Here is a 20,010-nt window from a genome sequence, read left to right as displayed (position 1 = left end):
GGGCTGCTGGGGACCGGGATTCAGGGTGCGGACCTCGTTCGCCGGCTCGGCGTCGCGCGAGCGGCATCCCTACGGTGATGCCATGGCAGTGATCAGCGGCCGCGCTCGTGGACCCCGAAGTGTGACCCGTGACGTGCTGGCGGCGTCGGGGCTGTTCGTGCTGTCCGTCATGGCCGCCTCGATCAACCCGCACGAGCACCGCTTCGCACTGCGGTGGCCCGCTGTCATGCTGGCCGCTGTCGGCTGCTTCGCGCTGCTGTGGCGCCGCCGCTACCCCTTCGCCGTGGTGGCCTGTGCGGTCGGATGCGGGGCGGCGTTCCAGCTGCTCGGGTTCCGGGAGAGCCCGCTGGTGACGAGCCCGGTCATCGTGTCCGTGTACTCGGTGGCCGCGTCGACGGACCGCCGCACGGCCCTGAGCGTGGCATCGGCTTCGGCCGCCGTACTGGTCGGCGCCGCCGTCGTGCACTCACCACGTTCCTGGCTGCAACCGGACAACGCCGCGATGCTGGCCTGGACGGCCCTGCCGGCGGCGATCGGGGACGGAGTGCGTTCGCGTCGCGCCTATGTCACGGCCGTGGAGGAGCGGGCGGAGCACGCGGAGCGGACCCGGGAACAGGAGGCGCGGCAGCGAGTGGCCGCCGAGCGCGTCCGGATCGCCCGTGAGCTGCACGACGTCGTCGCCCATCACATCGCGCTGATCAACGCCCAGGCCGGTGTGGCGGCCCATGTGGGGAGGCATCGACCCGAACAGGTCCTCGCCGCCCTCAAGGACATCCGGGAGACCAGCCGGTCGGCGCTGGACGAGCTGCGTGTCACGGTGGGCCTGCTGCGGCAGTCCGACGACTGCGACGTACCGCGCGATCCCGTCCCGGGCCTGGCCCGGATACCAGCCCTGCTCGCCTCATTCGAGCGCGTCGGCCTCGACGTCCTGTGCACCCGCCAGGGGACGCCCCGGCCACTGACTCCAGCGGTCGATCTGGCCGCCTACCGCATCGTCCAGGAGGCGCTGACCAATGTGCGCAAGCACGGCAGTGCGGACAAGGCCCGGTTGTGCCTGAGCTACACCCCTCGGTGGCTGACCATCACCATCGAGGACGACGGTCGCGCGTTCCCGCAGGGACCGCGGCAGGGTACCGGCCATGGGCTGATCGGCATGCGGGAACGGGCGGCCAGCGTGGACGGGACACTCACCGCACAAGCGCGGCCCGAGGGCGGATTCACCGTGATCGCCGAACTGCCCCTGCGCTCTGCCGCGGCAACGGGCAGCGTGGCATCACCTGCACTACCGGAAGGCCGGACATGACGATCCGCGTTCTGCTCGCCGATGACCAGGCGTTGCTGCGGGGCACCTTCAAGATCCTTTTTGACTCCACGGAGGACATGGAGGTCGTGGGCGAGGCGTCCGACGGCCACGAAGCCGTGGAGCTGGCGCGTGCGCAGCGCCCGGACGTGGTCCTGATGGACATCAGGATGCCCGGCATGGACGGCCTGGACGCGACACGGGCCATCAGCGAGGCCGAAGACCTCGCTGCCGTGAAGGTGCTCATCCTGACCACCTTCGAGAACGACGCGTACGTCGCAGAGGCCCTGCGGGGCGGGGCGAGCGGCTTTCTGGGCAAGGGGGCGCGACCGGACGAGCTCCTCGACGCCGTCCGTACGGTGGCAGCCGGTGAGTCGCTGCTGTCACCGGCTGCCACGCGTGCTTTGATCACACGCTTCCTGGCGCAGCCCGAGCCCTGCGCGGGCGTGCCGCACGAGCAGTTGGCCTGCCTCACCCCGCGGGAGCGGGACGTGACAGGGCTCGTCGCGCTCGGATTGTCGAACGACGAGATTTCCGAACACCTGTTCGTCAGCCCGTTGACTGTCAAAACGCACGTCAACCGCGCCATGAGCAAGCTCGCCGTTCGCGACCGGGCCCAGCTCGTCGTCATCGCCTATCAGTGCGGCCTGGTCAACGCGACGACGGATCGCAGCCCGTCGTCGCTCTCCGTGTGAGTCCCTCCCTGTGTGACAAGGACCCGGTCAAGCGCCCCCTTCCGGCCGTACGGAGCAGCCCTGCCCGCCGGGTACTGCGGCGGCCGTACCCGGAAATCACTGCGGGGGGACGACGCGCCCGAGGGTGGTCTTCAGTCATCGTGGATCTGCGCCACAAGGGCTGTATCGATGCTTCGCGCGGCCCCCTGAACTGTCTGGACCTTGTGGAATGCCTCGGCGGCCGGGCGTGGCAGTACGGAGAGGATCCGACATGGCCACCGCCAGTTCCACCGACGAGTGCCGCGCATTCCGTGACGCGCTGGCCGAGCACGCGCTCGAACTCCTCCCCTCCGAGCGGGCCGCCGCGGTCGTCGAGCACCTGGGCATCTGCACCGCTTGCAGGGACGAGTACCACTGTCACGCCGCGGTAGCCGCGCACCTGTCCTCGCTGCGCGAGGCCCTGGCCCCTCGGCTGTGCCCGGAGCGCCGCTCGCACCCGCCCGGTGCCGTCCGCACCACCCCCCTCACCCTGTCCCAGTGGGTCGACCGCATGGCGTACGTCAGGTGACCCTGAGAACCGCGCACCCCTGCTCCATCGCCGAGCGACCCGCGCAAGCCGCTGCGCGGGTCACTCGGACGCGGTGTGCGCGCTCGTCGAATACACCCGGAACCCGTGCCCTTGCGGGCGCGCAATTCATGGATATACCCCTCAAGTTTTGATGTAATCCGATATTGGCGATGTGGCGAATATGATATATATGTGATATTCTCGAGAATTGTGTTGGGTAATCCTTGCGGGGTTTGGTGTCCAAAATTCGCGCAACACTTTTTGGGCCGGCCCCTGAGGGGAGCGGGCAGTGGCGCAGGAAAGTCTGGACAGGACGGCCCAGGTGCTGGGGATCGACATCGGCGGAACCGGTATCAAGGGAGCGCCGGTCGACCTCGAGCTCGGCAGCCTCATCGGTGAGCGGGTCCGGATACCGACCCCGCATCCGGCGACCCCGGAGGCAGTCGCGGACGTGGTCGTGCAGGTGATCTCCCAGATCGGCGTCCCAGGACCGGTCGGGCTGACGCTCCCGGCCGTCATCCGGGGCGGCAAAGTCCAGACGACGGCCAATATCGATCCGGCCTGGATGGAGACGGACGCGGCCCAGCTCTTCGCGCGAGCGACCGGCCGCGACGTGAGGGTGGTGAACGACGCCGACGCGGCCGGGATCGCCGAGATGCGTTTCGGCGCCGGCAAGGGACGCAAGGGCGTCGTCGTGATGGTGACGCTCGGCACCGGTATCGGCAGCGCCGTCTTCTCCGACGGATACCTCGTGCCCAACAGCGAGTTGGGACACCTGCCGCTGCACCACGGGGATGCCGAGGACTGGGCCGCCGAGTCGGTGCGCGAGCACGACGACCTGTCCTGGAAGAAATGGGCGCACCGCCTGGAGACGTATCTCGATCTCGTGCAGCGGCTGCTGTGGCCCGACCTGATCGTCATCGGCGGCGGCGTCAGCAAGAAGGCCGACAAGTTCCTGCCGCACATCCAGCTCAGGACCGAGATCGTGCCGGCGCAGCTGTTGAACGATGCGGGCATTGTCGGCGCGGCGCTCTTCGCCCCGGCCGGGAAAGCTCACCCCTAGTCTGCCGTGCTCGGGTGCGAGCGCAGGGGAAGCACCTTCAGGGAGGCTCGCATTGAGCAGCAACGACCTGGACACCCTCTCCGTCAACACGATCCGCACACTGTGCATGGACGCCATCCAGGCGGCCGACTCCGGCCATCCGGGGACACCGATGGGCATCGCCCCGGTCGCGTACACGCTCTGGCAACGCTTCCTGCGCTTCGACCCGGCCAACCCGATCTGGCCCAACCGCGACCGCTTCGTGCTGTCGGAAGGACACGCTTCCGCGCTGCTCTGGTCGCTGCTCCACCTCACCGGCGTGCAGGCCGTCGACCCCGACTACGAGGTCCTCGGCCGGCCCGCCGTGAGTCTCGACGACCTCAGGACGTTCCGCCAGCTCGGCTCGCACTGCCCCGGGCACCCGGAGTACCGGTGGACCAGCGGCGTGGAGACCACGACCGGCCCGCTCGGCCAGGGTGTTGCGACCTCGGTCGGGATGGCGATCGCCGGGCAGTGGCTCGCCGCCCGGTACAACCGCGACGACTTCACCGTCTTCGACTTCGACGTGTACGCGATGGGGGGCGACGGCTGCATGATGGAGGGGGTCTCCTCGGAGGCTGCCTCGCTCGCGGCCCACCAGCGGCTGTCGAACCTCTGCTGGATCTACGACTCCAACCGGGTGACGATCGAGGGACACACCGACATCGCGTTCACCGAGGATGTGGCGGCCCGGTTCATCGGCTACGGCTGGAACGTCACCACCGTGGCCGACGCCAACGACCTGGAGGCCGTGGCCCGCGCGCTGCACACCTTCAAGTCCGAGCACGAGCGCCCGACGCTCATCGTGGTGCACAGTCACATCGGCTACGGGTCACCGGTCGAGGACACCCCGAAGGCGCACGGCGCGCCGTTCGGCGTGGAGGGCGTCAAGTCGACCAAGCGATTCCTCGGGATGCCGGAGGACAAGGACTTCTTCGTTCCCGACGGCGTCCACGAGCACTTCGCCGCAGGGATCGGCGCGCGCGGTCGCGCAGCCCGGACGAGCTGGGAGGCTCGGATCGAGGCCTACCGAACCACCCATCCCGAACTCGCCGACGAGCTGGACCGTATCCAGCGGCGTGACCTGCCGGAGGGCTGGGAGTCGGCGCTGCCGACCTTCCCGGCCGACCCGAAGGGACTCGCCGGCCGTGACTCCAGCGGCCAGGTGCTCAACGCGCTTGCCCAAGCCGTGCCGTGGGTGCTCGGCGGGTCGGCGGACCTGTCGCCGTCGACCAAGACCGACCTCAAGTTCCCCGGCGCCGGCGACTTCCAGGCCGATGACCGCTCGGGGCGCAACCTCCACTACGGGATCCGCGAGCACGCCGCCACCGCGATCACGAACGGGATGGCGCTGACCAAGCTGCGCCCGTACTGGTCGGGGTTCCTGATCTTCTCGGACTACGCACGCGGCGCGATCCGGCTTTCGGCGCTGATGGAGATCCCGGTCGTGCACATCTTCACCCACGACTCGATCGGGGTCGGCGAGGACGGTCCCACCCACCAGCCGGTCGAGCAACTCGCGTCGCTGCGCGCGATGCCGGGGCTGCTGGTGTTCCGCCCGGCCGACGCGAACGAGGTCGTCGAGACCTGGCGGGTCGTCGCCGCGCTGAAGCACGAGCCGGCGGTGCTGGTCCTTTCCCGTCAGGCACTGCCGACCCTCGACCGCTCCGAGATGGGGGCCGCATCCGGGGTGGCCAGGGGAGCCTATGTTCTGGTCGACGCGGGGGACGGCAAGCCCGACGTCGTCCTGCTGGCCACCGGGTCGGAGGTGCAACTCGCGCTCGCGGCCCTTGACGAGCTCGCCGCCGAAGGCCTGTCGGCTCGCGTGGTCAGCATGCCCTGCTGGGAATTGTTCGACCGCCAGCCCAAGGAGTACCGCGACTCGGTCATCCCGCCCGGGGTCAGGGCCCGGGTCGCCGTCGAGCAGGCGGCGACGCTCGGCTGGGACCGTTACGTCGGCGACGGCGGCGCCGTCGTCGGCATGCACACGTTCGGGGCATCGGCGCCGCTCAAGATGCTGCTGACCAAATTCGGCTTCACTCCCGAGAAGGTCACCCAGGTCGCCCGCGAGTGCGTGGCCGCCGAAAGGGAGCACCGCACGCTCAAGGACTAGGAGGCACCACATGGCGACAGACAAGCCCATGCAACTCGGGATGATCGGGCTCGGCCGGATGGGGGCGAACCTGGTGCGCCGGCTGATGCGGGACGGCCACCACTGCGTCGTGTCCGACGTCAACGCGGCCGCCGTCGCCGAACTGGCCGGCGAGGGCGCGACGGGCGCGGACTCACTCGGGGATCTCGTTGCGAAACTCGACAAGCCACGGGCCCTGTGGCTCATGGTTCCCGCTGCGATCGTCGACTCCATCCTCGACCAGCTCGAGCCGTTGCTGGAGCCCGGCGACATCCTCATCGACGGCGGCAATTCCTACTACCGCGACGACATCACGCGCGCCAGGCGTCTTGCCGACAAGTCACTGCACTATGTCGACTGCGGGACCAGCGGTGGGGTCTGGGGGCTGGAGCGCGGCTACTGCCTGATGATCGGCGGCGAGGACGAGGTCGTGGCCCATCTCGACCCGATCTTCAAGACGATCGCTCCCGGCGAGGGCAGCGCCGAGCCGACGCCGAGCCGCACCCGGACCGACGGCACCGCCCCGCACGGGTACCTGCACTGCGGGCCGAACGGCGCCGGACACTTCGTGAAGATGGTCCACAACGGGGTCGAGTACGGGATGATGGCCGCGATCGCCGAGGGTCTCAGCGTCATCAAGCGCGCGAACGCGGGCAAGAGCCGGCAGGAGGTCGACGCGGAGACGACGCCGCTGCGCGATCCGTGGGCCTACCAGTACGACATCGACGTCGGTGAGGTGGCCGAGGTCTGGCGGCGCGGCTCGGTCGTCGGCTCGTGGCTGGTCGACCTGATCGCCGACGCCTTCGCCAGTTCACCCTCCCTCGACGACTTCGCCGGGCGGGTCTCCGACTCCGGGGAAGGCCGCTGGACCGTCCTCGCCGCGGTGGACGAGGGCGTCCCGGTACCGGTCATCACCACCTCGCTCTACGAGCGCTTCGAGTCCAGGCAGGCCGGGGAGTTCACCGACAAGATCCTCTCGGCGATGCGCTCCGAGTTCGGCGGGCACGCCGAAAAGAAGGGCTGACCGCTGTGCATCACGAGCTCGAGGTCGTCGCCGACCCCGATGCGGTCGCCGGCACCGCGGCGGCGTTCGTGGCGCGGCCGGCCCGGGCCTGCGTGCGGGCCCGCGGCCGATTCACCTTCGCCGTCAGCGGGGGGCACACACCCTGGGCGATGTTCGCGCGGCTCGCCCATGAGGACCGCCCCTGGGAACAGGCGGGGGTGTTCCGGGTCGACGAGCGGGTCGCGCCCGACGGCGACCCGGACCGTAACCTCACCCACCGGCGGGAGAGCCTCGGTACGGCCCCGGCCGAGGTCATCGTGATGCCCGTGAACGACGCCGGCCTCGACGCGGCGGCCGCCGCCTACGGGGGGTCGCTGCCCGAGCGATTCGACCTCGTCCACCTGGGCCTCGGTCCGGACGGGCACACCGTCTCGCGGGTGCCGCGGGACCCGGTGCTCGAAGTCCCGGACCGGCCGGCGGCCCTGACGGCGCCGTACATGGGCCACCGGCGCATGACACTCACCCGTCCCGCGCCGGCTCGCGCCCAGCAGGTGCTCTGGTTCGTCACCGGTGCGGACAACCGCGAACCGCTCTCGAGGCTCGTCGCGGGAGACCGGTCGATTCCCGCCGCCCGGGTCGAGGCGGCGGCTTCGCTCGTCCTCGCGGACGCGGCGGCGGCCGGCCGGGGTCCTGCTCGCGCCGGCGCCCGGCCGCCGGCAGGACCATGATGACCGACCCCATTGCGGTGTCGGCTCCGTAAGGAGGATGAGGTGGCTTCGAACTCGTCGAACGTTCCCGCCGACGTGCTGGTCATTTTCGGGATCAGTGGCGACCTCGCTCGTAAGATGACGTTCCGCTCGCTCTATCGGCTCGAGCGACGCAAGCTGCTGACCTGCCCGATCGTCGGAGTGGCGCGCGACGGCTGGTCGGACGACGCGCTGCGTGACCACGCCCGCGCGGCGATCAAGGCAGCGGGCGAGCCGCTGGACGAGAGCGTCCTGGCCCGGTTCGCCGCCCGACTCAGCTATGTGCAGGGCGATTACGCCGACCCGGAGACCTACCATCGCCTTGCCCGGGCGGTCGACGGCAAGCGGCACCCGGTGTTCTATCTGGAGATCCCGCCGTCGCTGTTCGCCCGGGTGGCCGAGGGGCTGGCAGGCGTCGGGCTGACCAAGGGCGCCCGGGTCGTCGTGGAGAAACCGTTCGGGCACGACCTCGCGTCGGCGCGCGCGCTCAACGCCGAGCTGCGTCAGCTCCTCGACGAGGACCAGCTGCTGAGGATCGACCACTTCCTCGGCAAGGAGCCGGCGATGGACATCCAGTTCCTGCGGTTCGCCAACTCCGTGTTCGAGCCGGTGTGGAACCGCGACCACATCGCCTGCGTGCAGATCACCATGGCCGAGGACTTCGGGGTCGAGGACCGCGGCCATTTCTACGACCCCGTCGGCGCGCTCCGCGACGTCGTGCAGAACCATCTCCTGCAGCTGCTCGCCCTGGTGGCGTCCGAGCCGCCGTCAGCCGCCGATGCGGACGCGCTCCGGGACCGCCGGGTCGATGTGTTCCGGGCGATCCCCGACGCCGACCCGGCCCACTACGTCCGCGGGCAGTACGAGGGGTACCTGGAGGTCCCCGGCGTGCAGCCGCACTCGCGCACCGAGACCTTCGTCGGGTTGCGACTGGAGGTCGAGAACTGGCGCTGGTCCGGGGTGCCGTTCTTCATCCGCGCCGGCAAGTCGCTCCCCGAGCGAGTGACCGAGATCCGGATCGTCTTCAAGCGCCCGCCGCGGCTTGCGTTCGCGGAGCAGTTCGCACCCGAGCCCGGCCAGTGGATCCTGCGGATCGATCCGAGCCCCGGCGTGAACTTCCGCATCCAGGCCAAGCAGCCCGGCAAGCAGGACACGCAGCTGGTGGACCTCGACCTCCTCTTCGAGTCCGCGCTCGGGGAGGCACCCCAGCCGTACGAACGTCTGCTCAGTGATGCGATGCAGGGCAACGCGAGCCTGTTCACCCGTGAGGACTCGGTGGAGGAGACCTGGCGAATCGTCCAGCCACTGCTGGAGGCGCCCGGCGACCCCGAGCGCTACCGGCAGGGGACCTGGGGACCGGCGGCAGCGAGCAAGATCGTCGCCGGATATCCGGGCTGGTACGAACCATGGCTGCCGGCGAGGTCCTCCGGCAACGGCATCTGAGCCCTCGGCCCCAGGGCCGAGGACCCGCCCGCCCGGTACTCCTCCTGATCCGGGCGACACGCCGTGCACAGACCGGTGGCCACTGGGTACTCGACAGCGGACCCCCTTCACAGACGCGGTTCAGGAGAGACGATGGCGGGCTTCGGATACTTCCTGTCGTGCGAGGAGCACACCCCGGCGGAACTCGTCGACCAGGCGCGGATGGCCGAGCAAGCCGGTTTCGAGTCGCTGTGGATATCCGATCACTACCATCCCTGGCACGACGGCCAAGGCCAGAGCCCGTTCGTGTGGTCGGTGATCGGCGCGCTGTCCCAGGCGGTGTCGCTGCCGGTGGAGACAGCGGTGACCAGTCCGCTGGTGCGCACGCACCCGGCAGTGATCGCCCAGGCGGCCGCGACCAGCGCGGTACAGCTGGGCGGGCGCTTCCGCCTGGGCGTGGGCACCGGCGAGGCGCTCAATGAACACATCCTCGGGACCGTCTGGCCCGAGGCGCCGGTACGCCTGGAGATGCTGGAGGAGGCGCTCCAGATCATCCGGCAGCTGTTCACCGGGGAGCAGACCAGCCACCACGGCAGGCACTACACCGTGGAGAACGCCCGTCTGTACACGCTGCCCGACGAACCGGTGCCGATCGACGTCTCGGCCTTCGGCCCGCAGGCCGCCGAGGTCGCCGCGCGCATCGGCGACGGGCTGATCACGATGATGCCGGACGAGCCCCTGGTGGAGCGGTTCCGGCGCGGTTGCGGGGGCACCAAGCCGGTGTACGGCGGCCTCAAGGTGTGCTGGGGCACGGACGAACGGGCGGCGGTCCGCACCGCGCACCGGCTGTGGGCCACCGAGCAGCTGCCCGGCGAACTCCTGCAGGTCCTGCCCACCCCGGCCCACTTCGCCCAGGCGTCCCAGCTGGTCACCGAGGAGCAGGTGGCGCAGGCCGTGACCTGCGGCGACGATCCGGATGCCCATGTCGGGGCGCTGTCGGCGTTCGTCGACGCGGGGTTCGACACCGTGTACGTAAACCAGATCGGCAAGGATCAGCAGGGCTTCTTCGACTTCTACCGCACCAAGGTCCTGCCGCGGCTGCGGGACTGACCGCACGAGGTGGTGGACACCGTGTCCGGACCGGGAGAGACCGGCGGCAGCGCGCTCGTCGTGATCGACATGATCAACACGTACGAGCATGAGGACGCCGAGCTGCTGCTGCCCGCGGCCGAGCGGGTGGTACCGGTCCTGGCGGAGCTGATCGGCCGGGCCCGGGACGCGTGCGTACCGGTGATCTACGCGAACGACAACTTCGGCCTCTGGCGCTCCCATCACGGCGAACTGGTCGAGGCGGCGCTGTCCCGCCCGCACGCCGGCCTGGTCGAGCCGATCCGGCCGGACGACGACTCCCTCTTCGTGGTCAAGACCCGGCACTCGGTCTTCCACGACACGCCCATGTCGTACCTGCTGTGGCAACTGGACGTCGGAACGGTGGTACTGGCCGGGCAGGTCACCGAGCAGTGCGTCCTGTACTCCGCCCTCGACGCGCACATCCGCCATCTGGACGTCACGGTGCCGCGCGATGCCGTCGCCTCGATCCACCCGCATCTGGAGGCCGCCGCGCTGGAAATGATGGAGTGCAACATGGGTGCCCGGATTGTCCAGGCGATGGAAGTGAATTTCCGTGGTGGCCGGCGGCCCGCCCCGGAGGAAACGACGCACCATCCCGGAGGTCCGTCATGAGCCCGTCCCCGCAAGACGGGACCGCCCGTTCACCGACCTACCGCGATATCGCGCCTCTGATGCCGAGCCACCTCGGGGACCGACGGCTGGTCATGCCCGTCCGACGACTCGCGCGACGGCTTCGAGGACGCGCGGCGACCCGGGGGACCTGCTCACCGAGCTCGGCCTGTGGCCCGCGCTGATGACGACGGGGTCGCGCGGCCTCCATCTGCTGGTCCCACCGGACCGGCCCACGGAGGGACCGGCCCACGGACTTCGACACCGCCCGGCACTTCGGGGCGAGTCGCGCATAGGAAAGGTCGCCGGCACTGCGACCGCGGTCAGATTCCGTCTCCGGTAGGGGATTCGGGCTCGTCATCACCCTCGGCCTCGGCCTTTTCCCGGACGTCTCGCGGCGTGGGTGCGGTGATGTTCCGCTGCTCCGCAGACCGTTGCCGCGTCTCGTCGTCGACTGGAGGTGTGTCGTTTTCACCGGGGGTCTTCATGAGATTCTCGCTCTCACTCTCGGGGATTACCCTGTTCCGCCGCCTTCGGGTCCTTTTCGTGGGACTCCGCTCGCACGCCGTCGGCGACGCGTTTGCCGATGGTTTCGTCGATGTTCGACCAGTACTTGAAGGCACGTCCGAGGACGGGCTCACTGACCCCGTTGAGGAGGTGTCCCACGACGTTGTCGACCAGTCGGTCACGGGCCGCGTCGTCCATGACTTCGCGCACCAGCGTGCCGGGCTGCCCCCAGTCGTCGTCCTCGGGGTGGCTGACGTAGGCCGCGCGGACGATCTCGCCGTCCGCTTCCCAGCTCGGCGGGGAGTACCGGGCGGAGTCGGCCGCCGGGCCGCCCTTGGAGTTCGGGGCGTAGACCGGATCGGCGGTCTTCCGGTACGCCATCGCCCCGTCCTTGGAGTAGGAACGGACGTCGGCGACCGGGGCGTTCACCGGGAGCTGCTGGTAGTTCGCGCCGATGCGGTGGCGGTGCGCGTCCGCGTACGAGAAGAGACGGGCGAGCAGCATCCGGTCCGGGCTCGGCCCGATGCCGGGGACCATGTTGTTCGGTTGGAAGGCCGCCTGCTCGATCTCGGCGTGGTTGTCGGTGGGGTTGCGGTCGAGCGTCATCCGGCCGACCGGGATGAGCGGGTAGTCCCCGTGCGGCCACACCTTGGTGAGGTCGAAGGGGTTGAACCGGTAGCCCGCCGCCTCCTCGTACGGCATGACCTGCACATGCAGGGTCCAGCTGGGGAAGGCGCCGTCACGAATGTGCTCGAAGAGATCCCGGGTGTGGTAATCCGTGTCGATCGCGGCCATCTGGTCGGCCTCGTGCTGAGTGAAGCACTCGATGCCCTGGTCGGTCTTGAAGTGGTACTTCACCCAGAACCGCTCGCCGGAGGCGTTGATCCACATGTAGGTGTGGGAGGTGTAGCCGTTCATGTGGCGCCAGCTGCGCGGGATACCGCGGTCGCCCATCAGCCAGGTGACCTGGTGCGCGGACTCCGGAGAGAGCGTCCAGAAGTCCCACTGCATGTCATGGTCGCGCAGGTTGTTGTCGGCGCGGCGCTTCTGCGAGCGGATGAAGTGCTGGAACTTCATCGGGTCCTTCACGAAGAACACCGGCGTGTTGTTGCCGACCATGTCGTAGTTGCCTTCGCGGGTGTAGAACTTCACAGCGAAGCCGCGCGGGTCGCGCCAGGTGTCCGGGCTGCCGCGTTCGCCGGCCACGGTTGAGAAGCGCACCAGCAGGTCGGTGCGGGCGCCCGGCTGGAAGAGGGCCGCCTTGGTGTAGGCGCTGACGTCGTGGGTCACCTCGAAGCGGCCGAAGGCGCCGCTCCCTTTCGCATGTGGCTGGCGCTCGGGAATCCGCTCTCGGTTGAACTGCGCCATCTGCTCGATCAGATAGGCGTCCTGCAGGAGGATCGGCCCCCCGGGTCCCAGGGTCAGTGAGTGTTCGTCGCTCTCCACTGGAGCGCCCGAGTCGGTGGTGGTGGCGTGGATCTCCGTCATGACACTCCCCTTTTCGTCGGGCTTCGCAGTCGTTGCGCGGGACGAACGCAGAAAAGCGGGCGTCTGTCTCCGCCGTGATTCGGGACCCACAGGACGCGTGACCCCGAGCGGCCGCGCCAAACTTCTTCCGGACAACGGATCCCCTGCGACCCTGGGCCTCTTCTGGATCACCCGGTGGATCGCGCACCAGCAGGTTCACCATGCCGCGCACCTGCCCTGGGCGGACGGCTACGGCGTCGAACCTCGAGCGAAGGACGGCCCGGCATCCGTCAGTGGCCCGGAACGTGCACGTGCACTCCTCGCCGGCATGCTCGCTCATGATCGGTCTCCGGTCCTGACTGCCGAGCTGCAGTCGTCTCAGCGATGATCCGGTTTGTCCTCAATGAGAGGGGAAAGTCGGGGTGCATGAGGTTCACGAAACCGACGACCGGAACACGGCGAGCGCGAGGCGTTGCGCTCACGACAGTCATGGACGCCCTCGAAGGCCAGGAATCGCTCGACGGCATCGCCGGGACCGTACGCGAGGCCGTCCGTGGACTTCCCCTGGGCCAGGGCAGGGATGTGCTGCGAGGTCTCTGGCTCGGCCACCCGCTCCACCCCGTTCTGGTGCAACTGCCCATCGGCTCATGGAGCTCCGCCGCGATCCTGGACCTGTTCCCGGGTGAGAGTCGTGCGGCACGCCGTCTGGTGACGGTCGGCCTCGTCGCCGCGGGACCCGCGGCTCTGGCCGGCTGGGTCGACTGGGCGGAGCAGCGCCCCCGGCAGGCTCGTGTGGGCCTGGTGCACGCAGCGGCGAACATCGCCGCGGTCACCGCGTACGCCGCCTCACTGGCGGCGCGGACGAAGGGGCGCCATGCGCTCGGCCGCCTGCTCGGCTTCGGGGGGCTGACCATCGCCACGGCCGGAGGCGTACTGGGCGGTCACCTCGCCTATCGGCAGGCCGCGGGCGTCAACCACGCAGAAGCCGTGCCCGTGCTCGTCGAGCCCGGCTGGCACCGCGTCGGGAAGCTGGACGACTTTCCCGTGGGTGAGCCCGTACGGCGGACGGCCGACGAGGTGGCGGTGGTCGTTGTACGGGGCGAAGACGGGGTGCTGAACGCGCTGGCCGACCGGTGCAGCCACATGGACGGGCCGCTCCACGAGGGCAAGATCCTGGAGGGCTGCATCGAATGCCCGTGGCACGGAAGCCGGTTCCGGCTCTCGGACGGTGCCAACATCCAGGGTCCGGCGACGGCACCCCAACCGCGATTCGACTGCCGGGTCGCTCCTGACGGCACTGTAGAGGTCCGTCTCGCGAGCCCCTGAGAGGACCGAGGGAGGTCGCCACGCGTCGGGAGGTCAGCCCCGCCTCGCCGGCCGACGCGGTCACCGTCGTTCCCGCATCCAAGATCGCCCCGACCGTGCGAAAACCCGAGGCCACAGCGTAGAACAGCGGCATTGGGCCTAGAGCGGGATGCGGAGATCGAGCACGGAACCGGTGGCTCCGACCGGCCTCGCGTCCAGTTTCTCCAGGACGTGGAGCATCGGCTCGTTGCTCGCCGCCACCGTGGCGGCCAGCGAGTGGTGTCCCTCGCGGCGGGCGACGGTCGCCGCATGTTCGGCCAACGCGGTGCCAAGGCCCCTGGCCTGCCACGCGTCCTCGACCAGGATCGCGAGTTCCCCCACCCCTCGCTGATCGGTGCGCATGACGTTCGTCATGGCGATGATGTGGTCCGCGCGCTCGGCCGGAGCGGTCACCAGTGTGGTGCCGCGCTCCGGGCTGGACAGCTGACGCCATTCGGTGGGTGAGAGTCCGGACTTGCCCGCGTGGTATCGCAGGGCTCGGCTGCCCAGTGAGCAGCGGCGGTGCAAATCCTGGACCGGCACCAGATCGACGGAGGCCGCCTCCCGGGTTCGGGTGGCGGTTCCATCGGTCAGCGTGATCGAGTGGCCGTCGTCTCGACGGCCGGCGTCGGACATCGACGTTCTCCTCACATGGTGATCGTGTCTGCTGCGCCGCGGGTTCCCGGGACGCACGCGGCCTCGCTACCGCAGCAGTCTTTTGCCGGCTGCGGGCCGACTCAAGAGGACTTCACGTCACATCGATTGCGCTGCGCTCATGCTCGGTCACGTCGAGAAGTCGAAATTCGAGCGAGCCACCCTTCTGGCTCCGGACGCTGTTCAGCGCACTCGACCCCGCGCCTTCAGCGGCACCGGCGGCAGCTCCGGCGCCGGCAGCGGGTCCCCGTCATAGCCCTTGACCTCACCGAATCCCGACCCGCTCATCCATTCCTCACGGGCCTGCTCGATCTCCTCCTGCGTACGCCCGACGAAGTTCCACCACATGATCAGCTCCTCGGCGAACGGCTCGCCGCCCAGCAGCATGATCCCGGCGTCCGACTCGGCGCGCAGCGGGAGTTCGGTGCGGCCGCAGCCGAGGTAGAGCAGTGAGCCGGGCAGTACCGGCACCCCGTCCACGTGCACCTCGCCGGACATGGCCAGCACGCCGTACTCGAAGTCCGGTACGAGGGGGAGGCGGAGGTCGGCGCCCCGGCTGAGGGCGAGGTCGGCGCCGACGATCGGGGTGAACGTCGTACCGGGCGAGGACGATCCGTCGAGGTCGCCGAGGATCACGGTCGCGGTCAGACCGGGCGCGGTGACCGTGGGCAGTTCCGAGTGGTACTCGAACCTGGGGTCGGTGTGGCGGTGCTCGTCCGGGAGCGCGACCCACAACTGGGCGCCGTGCAGGAAGCGGGCGTGCGACCTGGGGCTCTCCTCGGAGTGGCTGATGGCCCGGCCCGAGGTCATCAGGCCCAGCTGCTTGGGCCGGATCGTCTGGAGGCTGCCGGTGGAGTCCCGGTGCAGCACTTCGCCCTCGTGCAGCCAGCTGACCGTCTGCAACCCGATGTGCGGATGCGGCGGGACCTGCATGCCGGGCTCGTCGGCGATGTCGTCGGGGCCGTAGTGGTCGACGAAGGCCCATGCGCCGATCATGCGTCGGCCGAGGTTCGGCAGCAGTCGGCGGACCTCGGTCGACTCCCCGAGTTTCACCAGGCGGGGGCTCAGCAGCTCGCGGACGGGTTCGGCGACGACGAATCCGCGGCCGCCGCACACGCTCGGCACGGGAGCGCGGTCAAGGTTGCTCATGCCGCCCAACTTAGCGTCAGGTCGTCTTCGTTGCCGAGCGTGTGGACGGGTGAGGCGCGAGGGGTGCAGGGGGCGGGGAAACCCGGGCCGGCTTGGTCAAGTCGATCGAGCGACGGACTACGGCGTCGGGGAGGCGGGGGTCGGAACGGCCGTGGACGGGCGGACGGGGCTGGGCTCCGGGGAGGGGGTGCCGATCGTCGGCCGGGGGGAGCGGGCCGGTTCGGCCGGGTGGGCCGGGCCGCCGCGGACGGTGAAGAACACCAGGGCCGCCACCGCGGCCAGGGCCAGCAGGGCCACCGTGACCCGGCGAACGGGCACCCGGCGGGAGCGGGCCGCTCCGGTCGGCGGGCGCAGCGGCCGCAGATCGGCCGGGCCGACGGACTGTGCCCGGGCGGCCAGGGCGGCCCGCAGCAGCTCCTCGACCGGCGTCGGCGCGGTCCCGGTGCCTGACTCGTTCATCGCAGACCCTCCAGACGTCGGCCGAGGGCGACCAGGGCCCTGCTGGCGGTGGACTTGACGGTGCCGCGCGACAGACCGAGCGTCGCCGCGATCTCGGCCTCGGACAGGTGCGACCAGTAGCGCAGGACCAGCACCTCACGCTGACGCGGGGTCAGCGTCCGCAGGGCCGCCAGCACCTCACGGTGGTCCTCGTGGAGCAGGACGTCCTCCTCCGGCGCGGGGGCATGCTGCTCCGGTTCGGGGGCGTGCGCCCGTACGGTCCTGCGCCGCCGCAGCACCGACCGGGCCGCGTTGACGACACTGGTCCGCAGATAGGCCTCCGGGTCGTCCAGCGAGCCGAGCCGGTGTCCGTGGCGGCGGAACAGCGCCGTGAAGGCGTCCTGTACGACGTCCTCTGCCGTCGGCAGGTCGTCCACCAGCAGCACCGCCAGGCGCACCAGGGACAGCCGGCGATGGTGGTACAACTCCTCGATCCCGGGAGGCCGTTCGGGGAGGGGCACTCCCTGTGCCCCGGTGCCGTCACCGCTGTCGCGGGGTTGCGGGGCCGCCGTCGTACCGGCGCGTACGCGCGTGAGGACGCGGGCCCGCAGCGCATGCGTGAACCTGCGCCAGGCCGGTGCGGACTCCGCAGTGCCGGCCCGGTCCCAGGGCAGGGCCGCCGCCGGTGGTGTCGCTGTCGTCATGGATCTCCCGACCGGGTGTGCGGGGAGCCGCACCGGGCGCCTCCCCGCACACCCGGCCTGCCTCAGTGGTGCTGCGGAACCGGCGCAGGCGCCGCGTGCCCTGTCGCGGGGACCGGACTCGGCGACGCGGTCCGGTGGCCGTGGGCGTCGGCGGGGCGGGGCACCGGCGCCGGGGCCGCCGTGGACGGGACCGGTGAGGGGGTGGCCGGCACGGGGTGCGGCGTCCCCGGGTGCGTGGTGGACGGCACCGGAGTGGGAGTGCCTGTGCGGGGGGCGGACGGAACCGGGGTCGGAGTGCCCGTGCGGGGGGCCGACGGCACCGGCGTGGGCGTCGCCGTACGGACCGGGGACGGCACGGGTGACGGCGTGGCACGGCCCGTCGAGACGTGGGATCCGGCAGCGGCGCCGGCCTGGACCGCCTGGGCGGTCACGGTGCCGCCTACGGCCAGGGCCGCGCCCACGGCGGAGACCCCCAGGGCGGTACGCAGCCTGCGGATGCGGCGAGGGCGGGGGACACGGTGTGCGGACATGTGTTCCTTCGGTTGCTCGGGTCGCTCGGACATTGGTCGAAGTGGAGGCCTCCACCCCGACAGACGTCCGACCCCGGGCGAGGTTGCAGGCGACGGCCGACCAATTTTCCGCACATGTGGTCGGCCGCCGCTCGGCAGTGCCGCGGCATCGGCCCGGCTGCGTCAGCCGGCTGTCTCAGCCCAGCTTCTTCAGCAGCTCCTCGGCGACCGGCGCCGAGGAGGCCGGGTTCTGACCGGTGACCAGGTTGCGGTCGACGACCACGTGCGGTGCCCACGGCTCGGCCACCTGGACCTCGACACCCGCCTCGGTCAGCCGGTCCTGGAGCAGCCAGGCGGCCCGCTCGGCGAGCCCGCCCTGCGTCTCCTCCGCATTGGTGAAGGCCGCCACCCGGTAGCCGGCGAAGGCGTTCGAGCCGTCCGCCCGCACCGCCGCGAGCAGCGCGGCCGGACCGTGGCAGACCACCGCCAGCGGCTTGCCCGAATCGAGGGCCGCGGTCAGCAGGCGGCCCGAGTCGGCGTCCGCGGACAGGTCCTCCATGGGCCCGTGCCCACCGGGGTAGAACACGGCGGCGAAGTCGTCGAGACCGACCTCCGCCAGCTTCACCGGTGCCCGCAGCTCGGTCATCTCCTCCAGGGCGCGCGCCACCCTGTCGGCCCCTTCCGGACCGCCGTTGAACTCGGGCGCGAGGCTCGCCCGGTCGACCGTGGGCACCACCGCGCCCGGCGTCGCGACGACGACCTCGTGGCCGGCGGCCCTGAGGGCGAGGTACGGGACCACGACCTCCTCGGCCCAGAAGCCGGTCGGGTGCCGGGTGCCGTCGGCGAGCGTCCAGTGGGTGGCGCCGGTCAGTACGAAAAGGATCTTCGACATGGGTGTTGTGCTCCCTGAACAGTGCGCTTGTGGAACGTGCGCTCGTGCCGCAAACGTAGGCGACACCACCCATAGGAAACCAATGAAGCGGCGAATGGCAGACATAGGATCCCCTATGGGTCAGGCGGGCCGCGATCCGGTGAATACTCGGCCTCGTGGACATCCCCGCTCTCGACCTGAACCTGCTGCGCACCTTCCTCGCGGTCTACCGCTCCGGCTCCTTCACCGGCGCCGCCCGTCTGCTGGGCCTGTCACAGCCGACGGTGACGACGCAGATGCGCACACTGGAACGGCAGACCGGCCGGGAACTGTTCGAACGGCTGCCGCGCGGGGTGGCGCCGACTCAGGTGGCCGAGGAACTGGCCGCCCGGATCGCCGCACCACTGGACGAGCTGGCCGCCGTCGCCGGTCCCGAGCCGCGCGAGGGAGCACGTCCGGAGCCCGTTCACCTCGCCGGGCCCGCCGAGTTCCTGTGCACGACCGTCCTGCCCGCGCTGGCCCCCCTCGTCGCCGAGGGCGTACGGCTGCGGGTGGCCACCGGGCTGACCGAACCGCTGCTGGACGAGCTGCGCGCGGGCCGCCACGACCTGGTCATCGCCACCGCCCGCCCGCGCGGCCGCACGCTCCACGCCGTGCCGCTGGCCGACGAGGAGTTCGTCCTGGTCGCCGCGCCCGTCTGGGCCGAGCGGCTGACGGACCGGCTGCCTGCCGAAGGACCGGCCGCCCTGCACTCCGTACCCCTGATCACCTACGCCGAGGATCTGCCGATCGCCCGCCGCTACTGGCGGCACGTGTTCGGCCGACGCCTCTCCTGCACCGCCGCCGTGACCGTGCCCGACCTGCGCGGGGTGCTGGCGGCGGTGCTCGCGGGAGCGGGGTTCAGCGTGCTGCCCCGCTATCTGTGCGCCGACGAGCTGGCGTCGGGCGCGCTCGTGGAACTGCTGGCACCGGAGGACCCGCCGATCAACACGGGCTTCCTCGTCCAGCGTCCCGGCGCCTCGGACAACCCCGACGTGGTCCGCGTCCGCGAGCTGCTGCTGCGGTCGGGACGGACCTGGTAGCTCACTCGCCGGCACCGGACGGCCGCCCCGGTGCCGGCAGTGACCGGATCTCCACGTCGTGCCGCTCACCCCGGTAGAGGTAACTCTCCCTGAGGACGGCGTCCTTGTGCATGCCGAGCCGCCGGGCCACCGCGTTGCCGGGCGCGTTCTCCGGCGACACCCACCACTCGACGCGGTGGATGCCCCGCTCCCGGACCGCCCGGTCGATGAGCACCCGGGCCGCCCGGGTCACCGCGTTGCCGGGCGCGTTCTCCGGCGACACCCACCACTCGACGCGGTGGATGCCCCGCTCCCGGACCGCCCGGTCGATGAGCACCCGGGCCGCCCGGGTCACCAGGCCCCGGCCCACGGCCGCCGGCTCCAGCCGACAGCCCGCCCCGGCGGTGCCCTGCGGCACGTCCATCCGGCGCAGGATCACCGCCCGACGAGCGTGCCGCCGTACCGGATCCCGCGGATACGGACGGCGTCGGCCGCCTCCTTCTCGGCGCACGCCTGAAGGAACGCCCGGGCCGACACGGCATCCGGGACCACGTCCGGCAGCCCGTTGTACCGCCCGATGAACTTCCGCCCCCGGTCCACATGGGCGAGGAACTCCCCGGACCGGGACGTCTTCGACGCCG

The 20,010-nt window shown here is 70.7% G+C and carries 18 protein-coding genes and 1 pseudogene; 12 read left to right on the top strand and 7 right to left on the bottom strand.

Going from position 1 to position 20,010, the window contains the following annotated elements:
- The first annotated feature begins 121 nt into the window (after positions 1-121).
- The 10 genes from FB157_RS06805 to FB157_RS06760 all read left to right on the top strand — a co-directional run bounded on the left by FB157_RS06805 (position 122) and on the right by FB157_RS06760 (position 10,668).
- Positions 122-1,303 (top strand): sensor histidine kinase, encoded by a 1,182-nt coding sequence (locus FB157_RS06805; RefSeq protein WP_261386195.1) that lies wholly within the window; start codon positions 122-124, stop codon positions 1,301-1,303.
- Positions 1,300-1,995, top strand: coding sequence for a response regulator transcription factor (locus tag FB157_RS06800; RefSeq protein WP_145877006.1), 696 nt, complete (start codon positions 1,300-1,302; stop codon positions 1,993-1,995). The genes FB157_RS06805 and FB157_RS06800 overlap by 4 nt, the downstream gene beginning before the upstream one ends.
- A 250-nt stretch (positions 1,996-2,245) precedes the next feature.
- Complete coding sequence (locus FB157_RS06795; RefSeq protein WP_145877005.1) at positions 2,246-2,542, top strand: zf-HC2 domain-containing protein; 297 nt, start codon at positions 2,246-2,248, stop codon at positions 2,540-2,542.
- A 289-nt stretch (positions 2,543-2,831) separates the two neighbouring features.
- Positions 2,832-3,605 carry a polyphosphate--glucose phosphotransferase gene (ppgK, locus tag FB157_RS06790; protein WP_261386194.1) on the top strand — a complete coding sequence of 258 codons (774 nt, stop codon included), beginning with the start codon at positions 2,832-2,834 and terminating at the stop codon, positions 3,603-3,605.
- 52 nt (positions 3,606-3,657) lie between these two features.
- Positions 3,658-5,736 (top strand): transketolase, encoded by a 2,079-nt coding sequence (tkt, locus tag FB157_RS06785; protein ID WP_261386193.1) that lies wholly within the window; start codon positions 3,658-3,660, stop codon positions 5,734-5,736.
- Positions 5,737-5,746: 10 nt separating this feature from the next.
- The gene (gnd, locus tag FB157_RS06780) at positions 5,747-6,778 is read left to right on the top strand and encodes a phosphogluconate dehydrogenase (NAD(+)-dependent, decarboxylating) (protein ID WP_145877001.1); all 1,032 of its coding nucleotides are present in this window, start codon (positions 5,747-5,749) and stop codon (positions 6,776-6,778) included.
- A gap of 5 nt (positions 6,779-6,783) precedes the next feature.
- On the top strand, positions 6,784-7,485 hold the full coding sequence (locus FB157_RS06775; protein WP_186581382.1) for a 6-phosphogluconolactonase: 702 nt from the start codon (positions 6,784-6,786) through the stop codon (positions 7,483-7,485).
- A 42-nt stretch (positions 7,486-7,527) separates the two neighbouring features.
- Positions 7,528-8,946 carry a glucose-6-phosphate dehydrogenase gene (zwf, locus tag FB157_RS06770; protein WP_145876997.1) on the top strand — a complete coding sequence of 473 codons (1,419 nt, stop codon included), beginning with the start codon at positions 7,528-7,530 and terminating at the stop codon, positions 8,944-8,946.
- A 132-nt stretch (positions 8,947-9,078) separates the two neighbouring features.
- Positions 9,079-10,035: an LLM class F420-dependent oxidoreductase gene (locus tag FB157_RS06765; protein ID WP_145876995.1), complete on the top strand. Its 957-nt coding sequence runs from the start codon at positions 9,079-9,081 to the stop codon at positions 10,033-10,035.
- A 21-nt stretch (positions 10,036-10,056) separates the two neighbouring features.
- Positions 10,057-10,668 carry a cysteine hydrolase family protein gene (locus tag FB157_RS06760; RefSeq protein ID WP_145876993.1) on the top strand — a complete coding sequence of 204 codons (612 nt, stop codon included), beginning with the start codon at positions 10,057-10,059 and terminating at the stop codon, positions 10,666-10,668.
- A gap of 498 nt (positions 10,669-11,166) precedes the next feature.
- Here FB157_RS06760 and FB157_RS06750 read toward each other — a convergent pair whose 3' ends face one another.
- Positions 11,167-12,660, bottom strand: coding sequence for a catalase (locus FB157_RS06750; RefSeq protein WP_145876989.1), 1,494 nt, complete (start codon positions 12,658-12,660; stop codon positions 11,167-11,169).
- 468 nt (positions 12,661-13,128) lie between these two features.
- On the opposite strand from FB157_RS06750, the gene FB157_RS06745 reads away from it, so the two are divergent.
- Positions 13,129-13,965: a Rieske (2Fe-2S) protein gene (locus FB157_RS06745; protein ID WP_145876987.1), complete on the top strand. Its 837-nt coding sequence runs from the start codon at positions 13,129-13,131 to the stop codon at positions 13,963-13,965.
- Positions 13,966-14,103: 138 nt separating this feature from the next.
- On the opposite strand, the gene FB157_RS06740 is transcribed toward FB157_RS06745, so the two are convergent.
- The 5 genes from FB157_RS06740 to FB157_RS06715 all read right to left on the bottom strand — a co-directional run bounded on the left by FB157_RS06740 (position 14,104) and on the right by FB157_RS06715 (position 18,329).
- Positions 14,104-14,619, bottom strand: coding sequence for a GNAT family N-acetyltransferase (locus FB157_RS06740; RefSeq protein WP_145876985.1), 516 nt, complete (start codon positions 14,617-14,619; stop codon positions 14,104-14,106).
- A gap of 201 nt (positions 14,620-14,820) precedes the next feature.
- Positions 14,821-15,786 carry a pirin family protein gene (locus FB157_RS06735; RefSeq protein ID WP_145876984.1) on the bottom strand — a complete coding sequence of 322 codons (966 nt, stop codon included), beginning with the start codon at positions 15,784-15,786 and terminating at the stop codon, positions 14,821-14,823.
- A 117-nt stretch (positions 15,787-15,903) separates the two neighbouring features.
- On the bottom strand, positions 15,904-16,245 hold the full coding sequence (locus FB157_RS06730) for a hypothetical protein (protein ID WP_145876982.1): 342 nt from the start codon (positions 16,243-16,245) through the stop codon (positions 15,904-15,906).
- Positions 16,242-16,928, bottom strand: a complete 687-nt coding sequence (locus FB157_RS06725) for an RNA polymerase sigma factor (protein WP_145876979.1) — start codon at positions 16,926-16,928, stop codon at positions 16,242-16,244. Before FB157_RS06725 ends, FB157_RS06730 begins: the two co-directional genes overlap by 4 nt.
- Before the next feature lie 705 nt (positions 16,929-17,633).
- Positions 17,634-18,329 carry a type 1 glutamine amidotransferase domain-containing protein gene (locus tag FB157_RS06715; protein ID WP_145876976.1) on the bottom strand — a complete coding sequence of 232 codons (696 nt, stop codon included), beginning with the start codon at positions 18,327-18,329 and terminating at the stop codon, positions 17,634-17,636.
- 155 nt (positions 18,330-18,484) lie between these two features.
- Between FB157_RS06715 and FB157_RS06710 the strand changes: the two genes are divergently transcribed.
- Positions 18,485-19,390, top strand: coding sequence for a LysR family transcriptional regulator (locus FB157_RS06710; RefSeq protein ID WP_261386192.1), 906 nt, complete (start codon positions 18,485-18,487; stop codon positions 19,388-19,390).
- Position 19,391: 1 nt separating this feature from the next.
- Here the strand turns inward: FB157_RS06710 and FB157_RS06705 are convergent.
- Positions 19,392-19,984, bottom strand: a pseudogene (locus tag FB157_RS06705) (GNAT family N-acetyltransferase); the annotation flags it as partial.
- Positions 19,985-20,010: the final 26 nt, after the last annotated feature.

The organism is Streptomyces sp. BK340, from assembly GCF_007827595.1.
Taxonomy (GTDB): domain Bacteria; phylum Actinomycetota; class Actinomycetes; order Streptomycetales; family Streptomycetaceae; genus Streptomyces.
Note: the sequence above shows the minus strand (reverse complement) of the source record. Positions and strands in the feature narration are given on the sequence as shown.

What these genes read in the sequence shown, in the direction of transcription:
- FB157_RS06745 (WP_145876987.1), top strand. Translation starts at nt 13,129, where the DNA reads ATGGACGCCCTCGAAGGCCAGGAATCGCTCGACGGCATCGCCGGGACC.
- FB157_RS06735 (WP_145876984.1), bottom strand. Translation starts at nt 15,786, where the DNA reads ATGAGCAACCTTGACCGCGCTCCCGTGCCGAGCGTGTGCGGCGGCCGC.
- FB157_RS06795 (WP_145877005.1), top strand. Translation starts at nt 2,246, where the DNA reads ATGGCCACCGCCAGTTCCACCGACGAGTGCCGCGCATTCCGTGACGCG.
- FB157_RS06740 (WP_145876985.1), bottom strand. Translation starts at nt 14,619, where the DNA reads ATGTCCGACGCCGGCCGTCGAGACGACGGCCACTCGATCACGCTGACC.
- gnd (WP_145877001.1), top strand. Translation starts at nt 5,747, where the DNA reads ATGGCGACAGACAAGCCCATGCAACTCGGGATGATCGGGCTCGGCCGG.
- FB157_RS06725 (WP_145876979.1), bottom strand. Translation starts at nt 16,928, where the DNA reads ATGACGACAGCGACACCACCGGCGGCGGCCCTGCCCTGGGACCGGGCC.
- FB157_RS06800 (WP_145877006.1), top strand. Translation starts at nt 1,300, where the DNA reads ATGACGATCCGCGTTCTGCTCGCCGATGACCAGGCGTTGCTGCGGGGC.
- FB157_RS06750 (WP_145876989.1), bottom strand. Translation starts at nt 12,660, where the DNA reads ATGACGGAGATCCACGCCACCACCACCGACTCGGGCGCTCCAGTGGAG.
- FB157_RS06730 (WP_145876982.1), bottom strand. Translation starts at nt 16,245, where the DNA reads ATGAACGAGTCAGGCACCGGGACCGCGCCGACGCCGGTCGAGGAGCTG.
- FB157_RS06715 (WP_145876976.1), bottom strand. Translation starts at nt 18,329, where the DNA reads ATGTCGAAGATCCTTTTCGTACTGACCGGCGCCACCCACTGGACGCTC.
- FB157_RS06765 (WP_145876995.1), top strand. Translation starts at nt 9,079, where the DNA reads ATGGCGGGCTTCGGATACTTCCTGTCGTGCGAGGAGCACACCCCGGCG.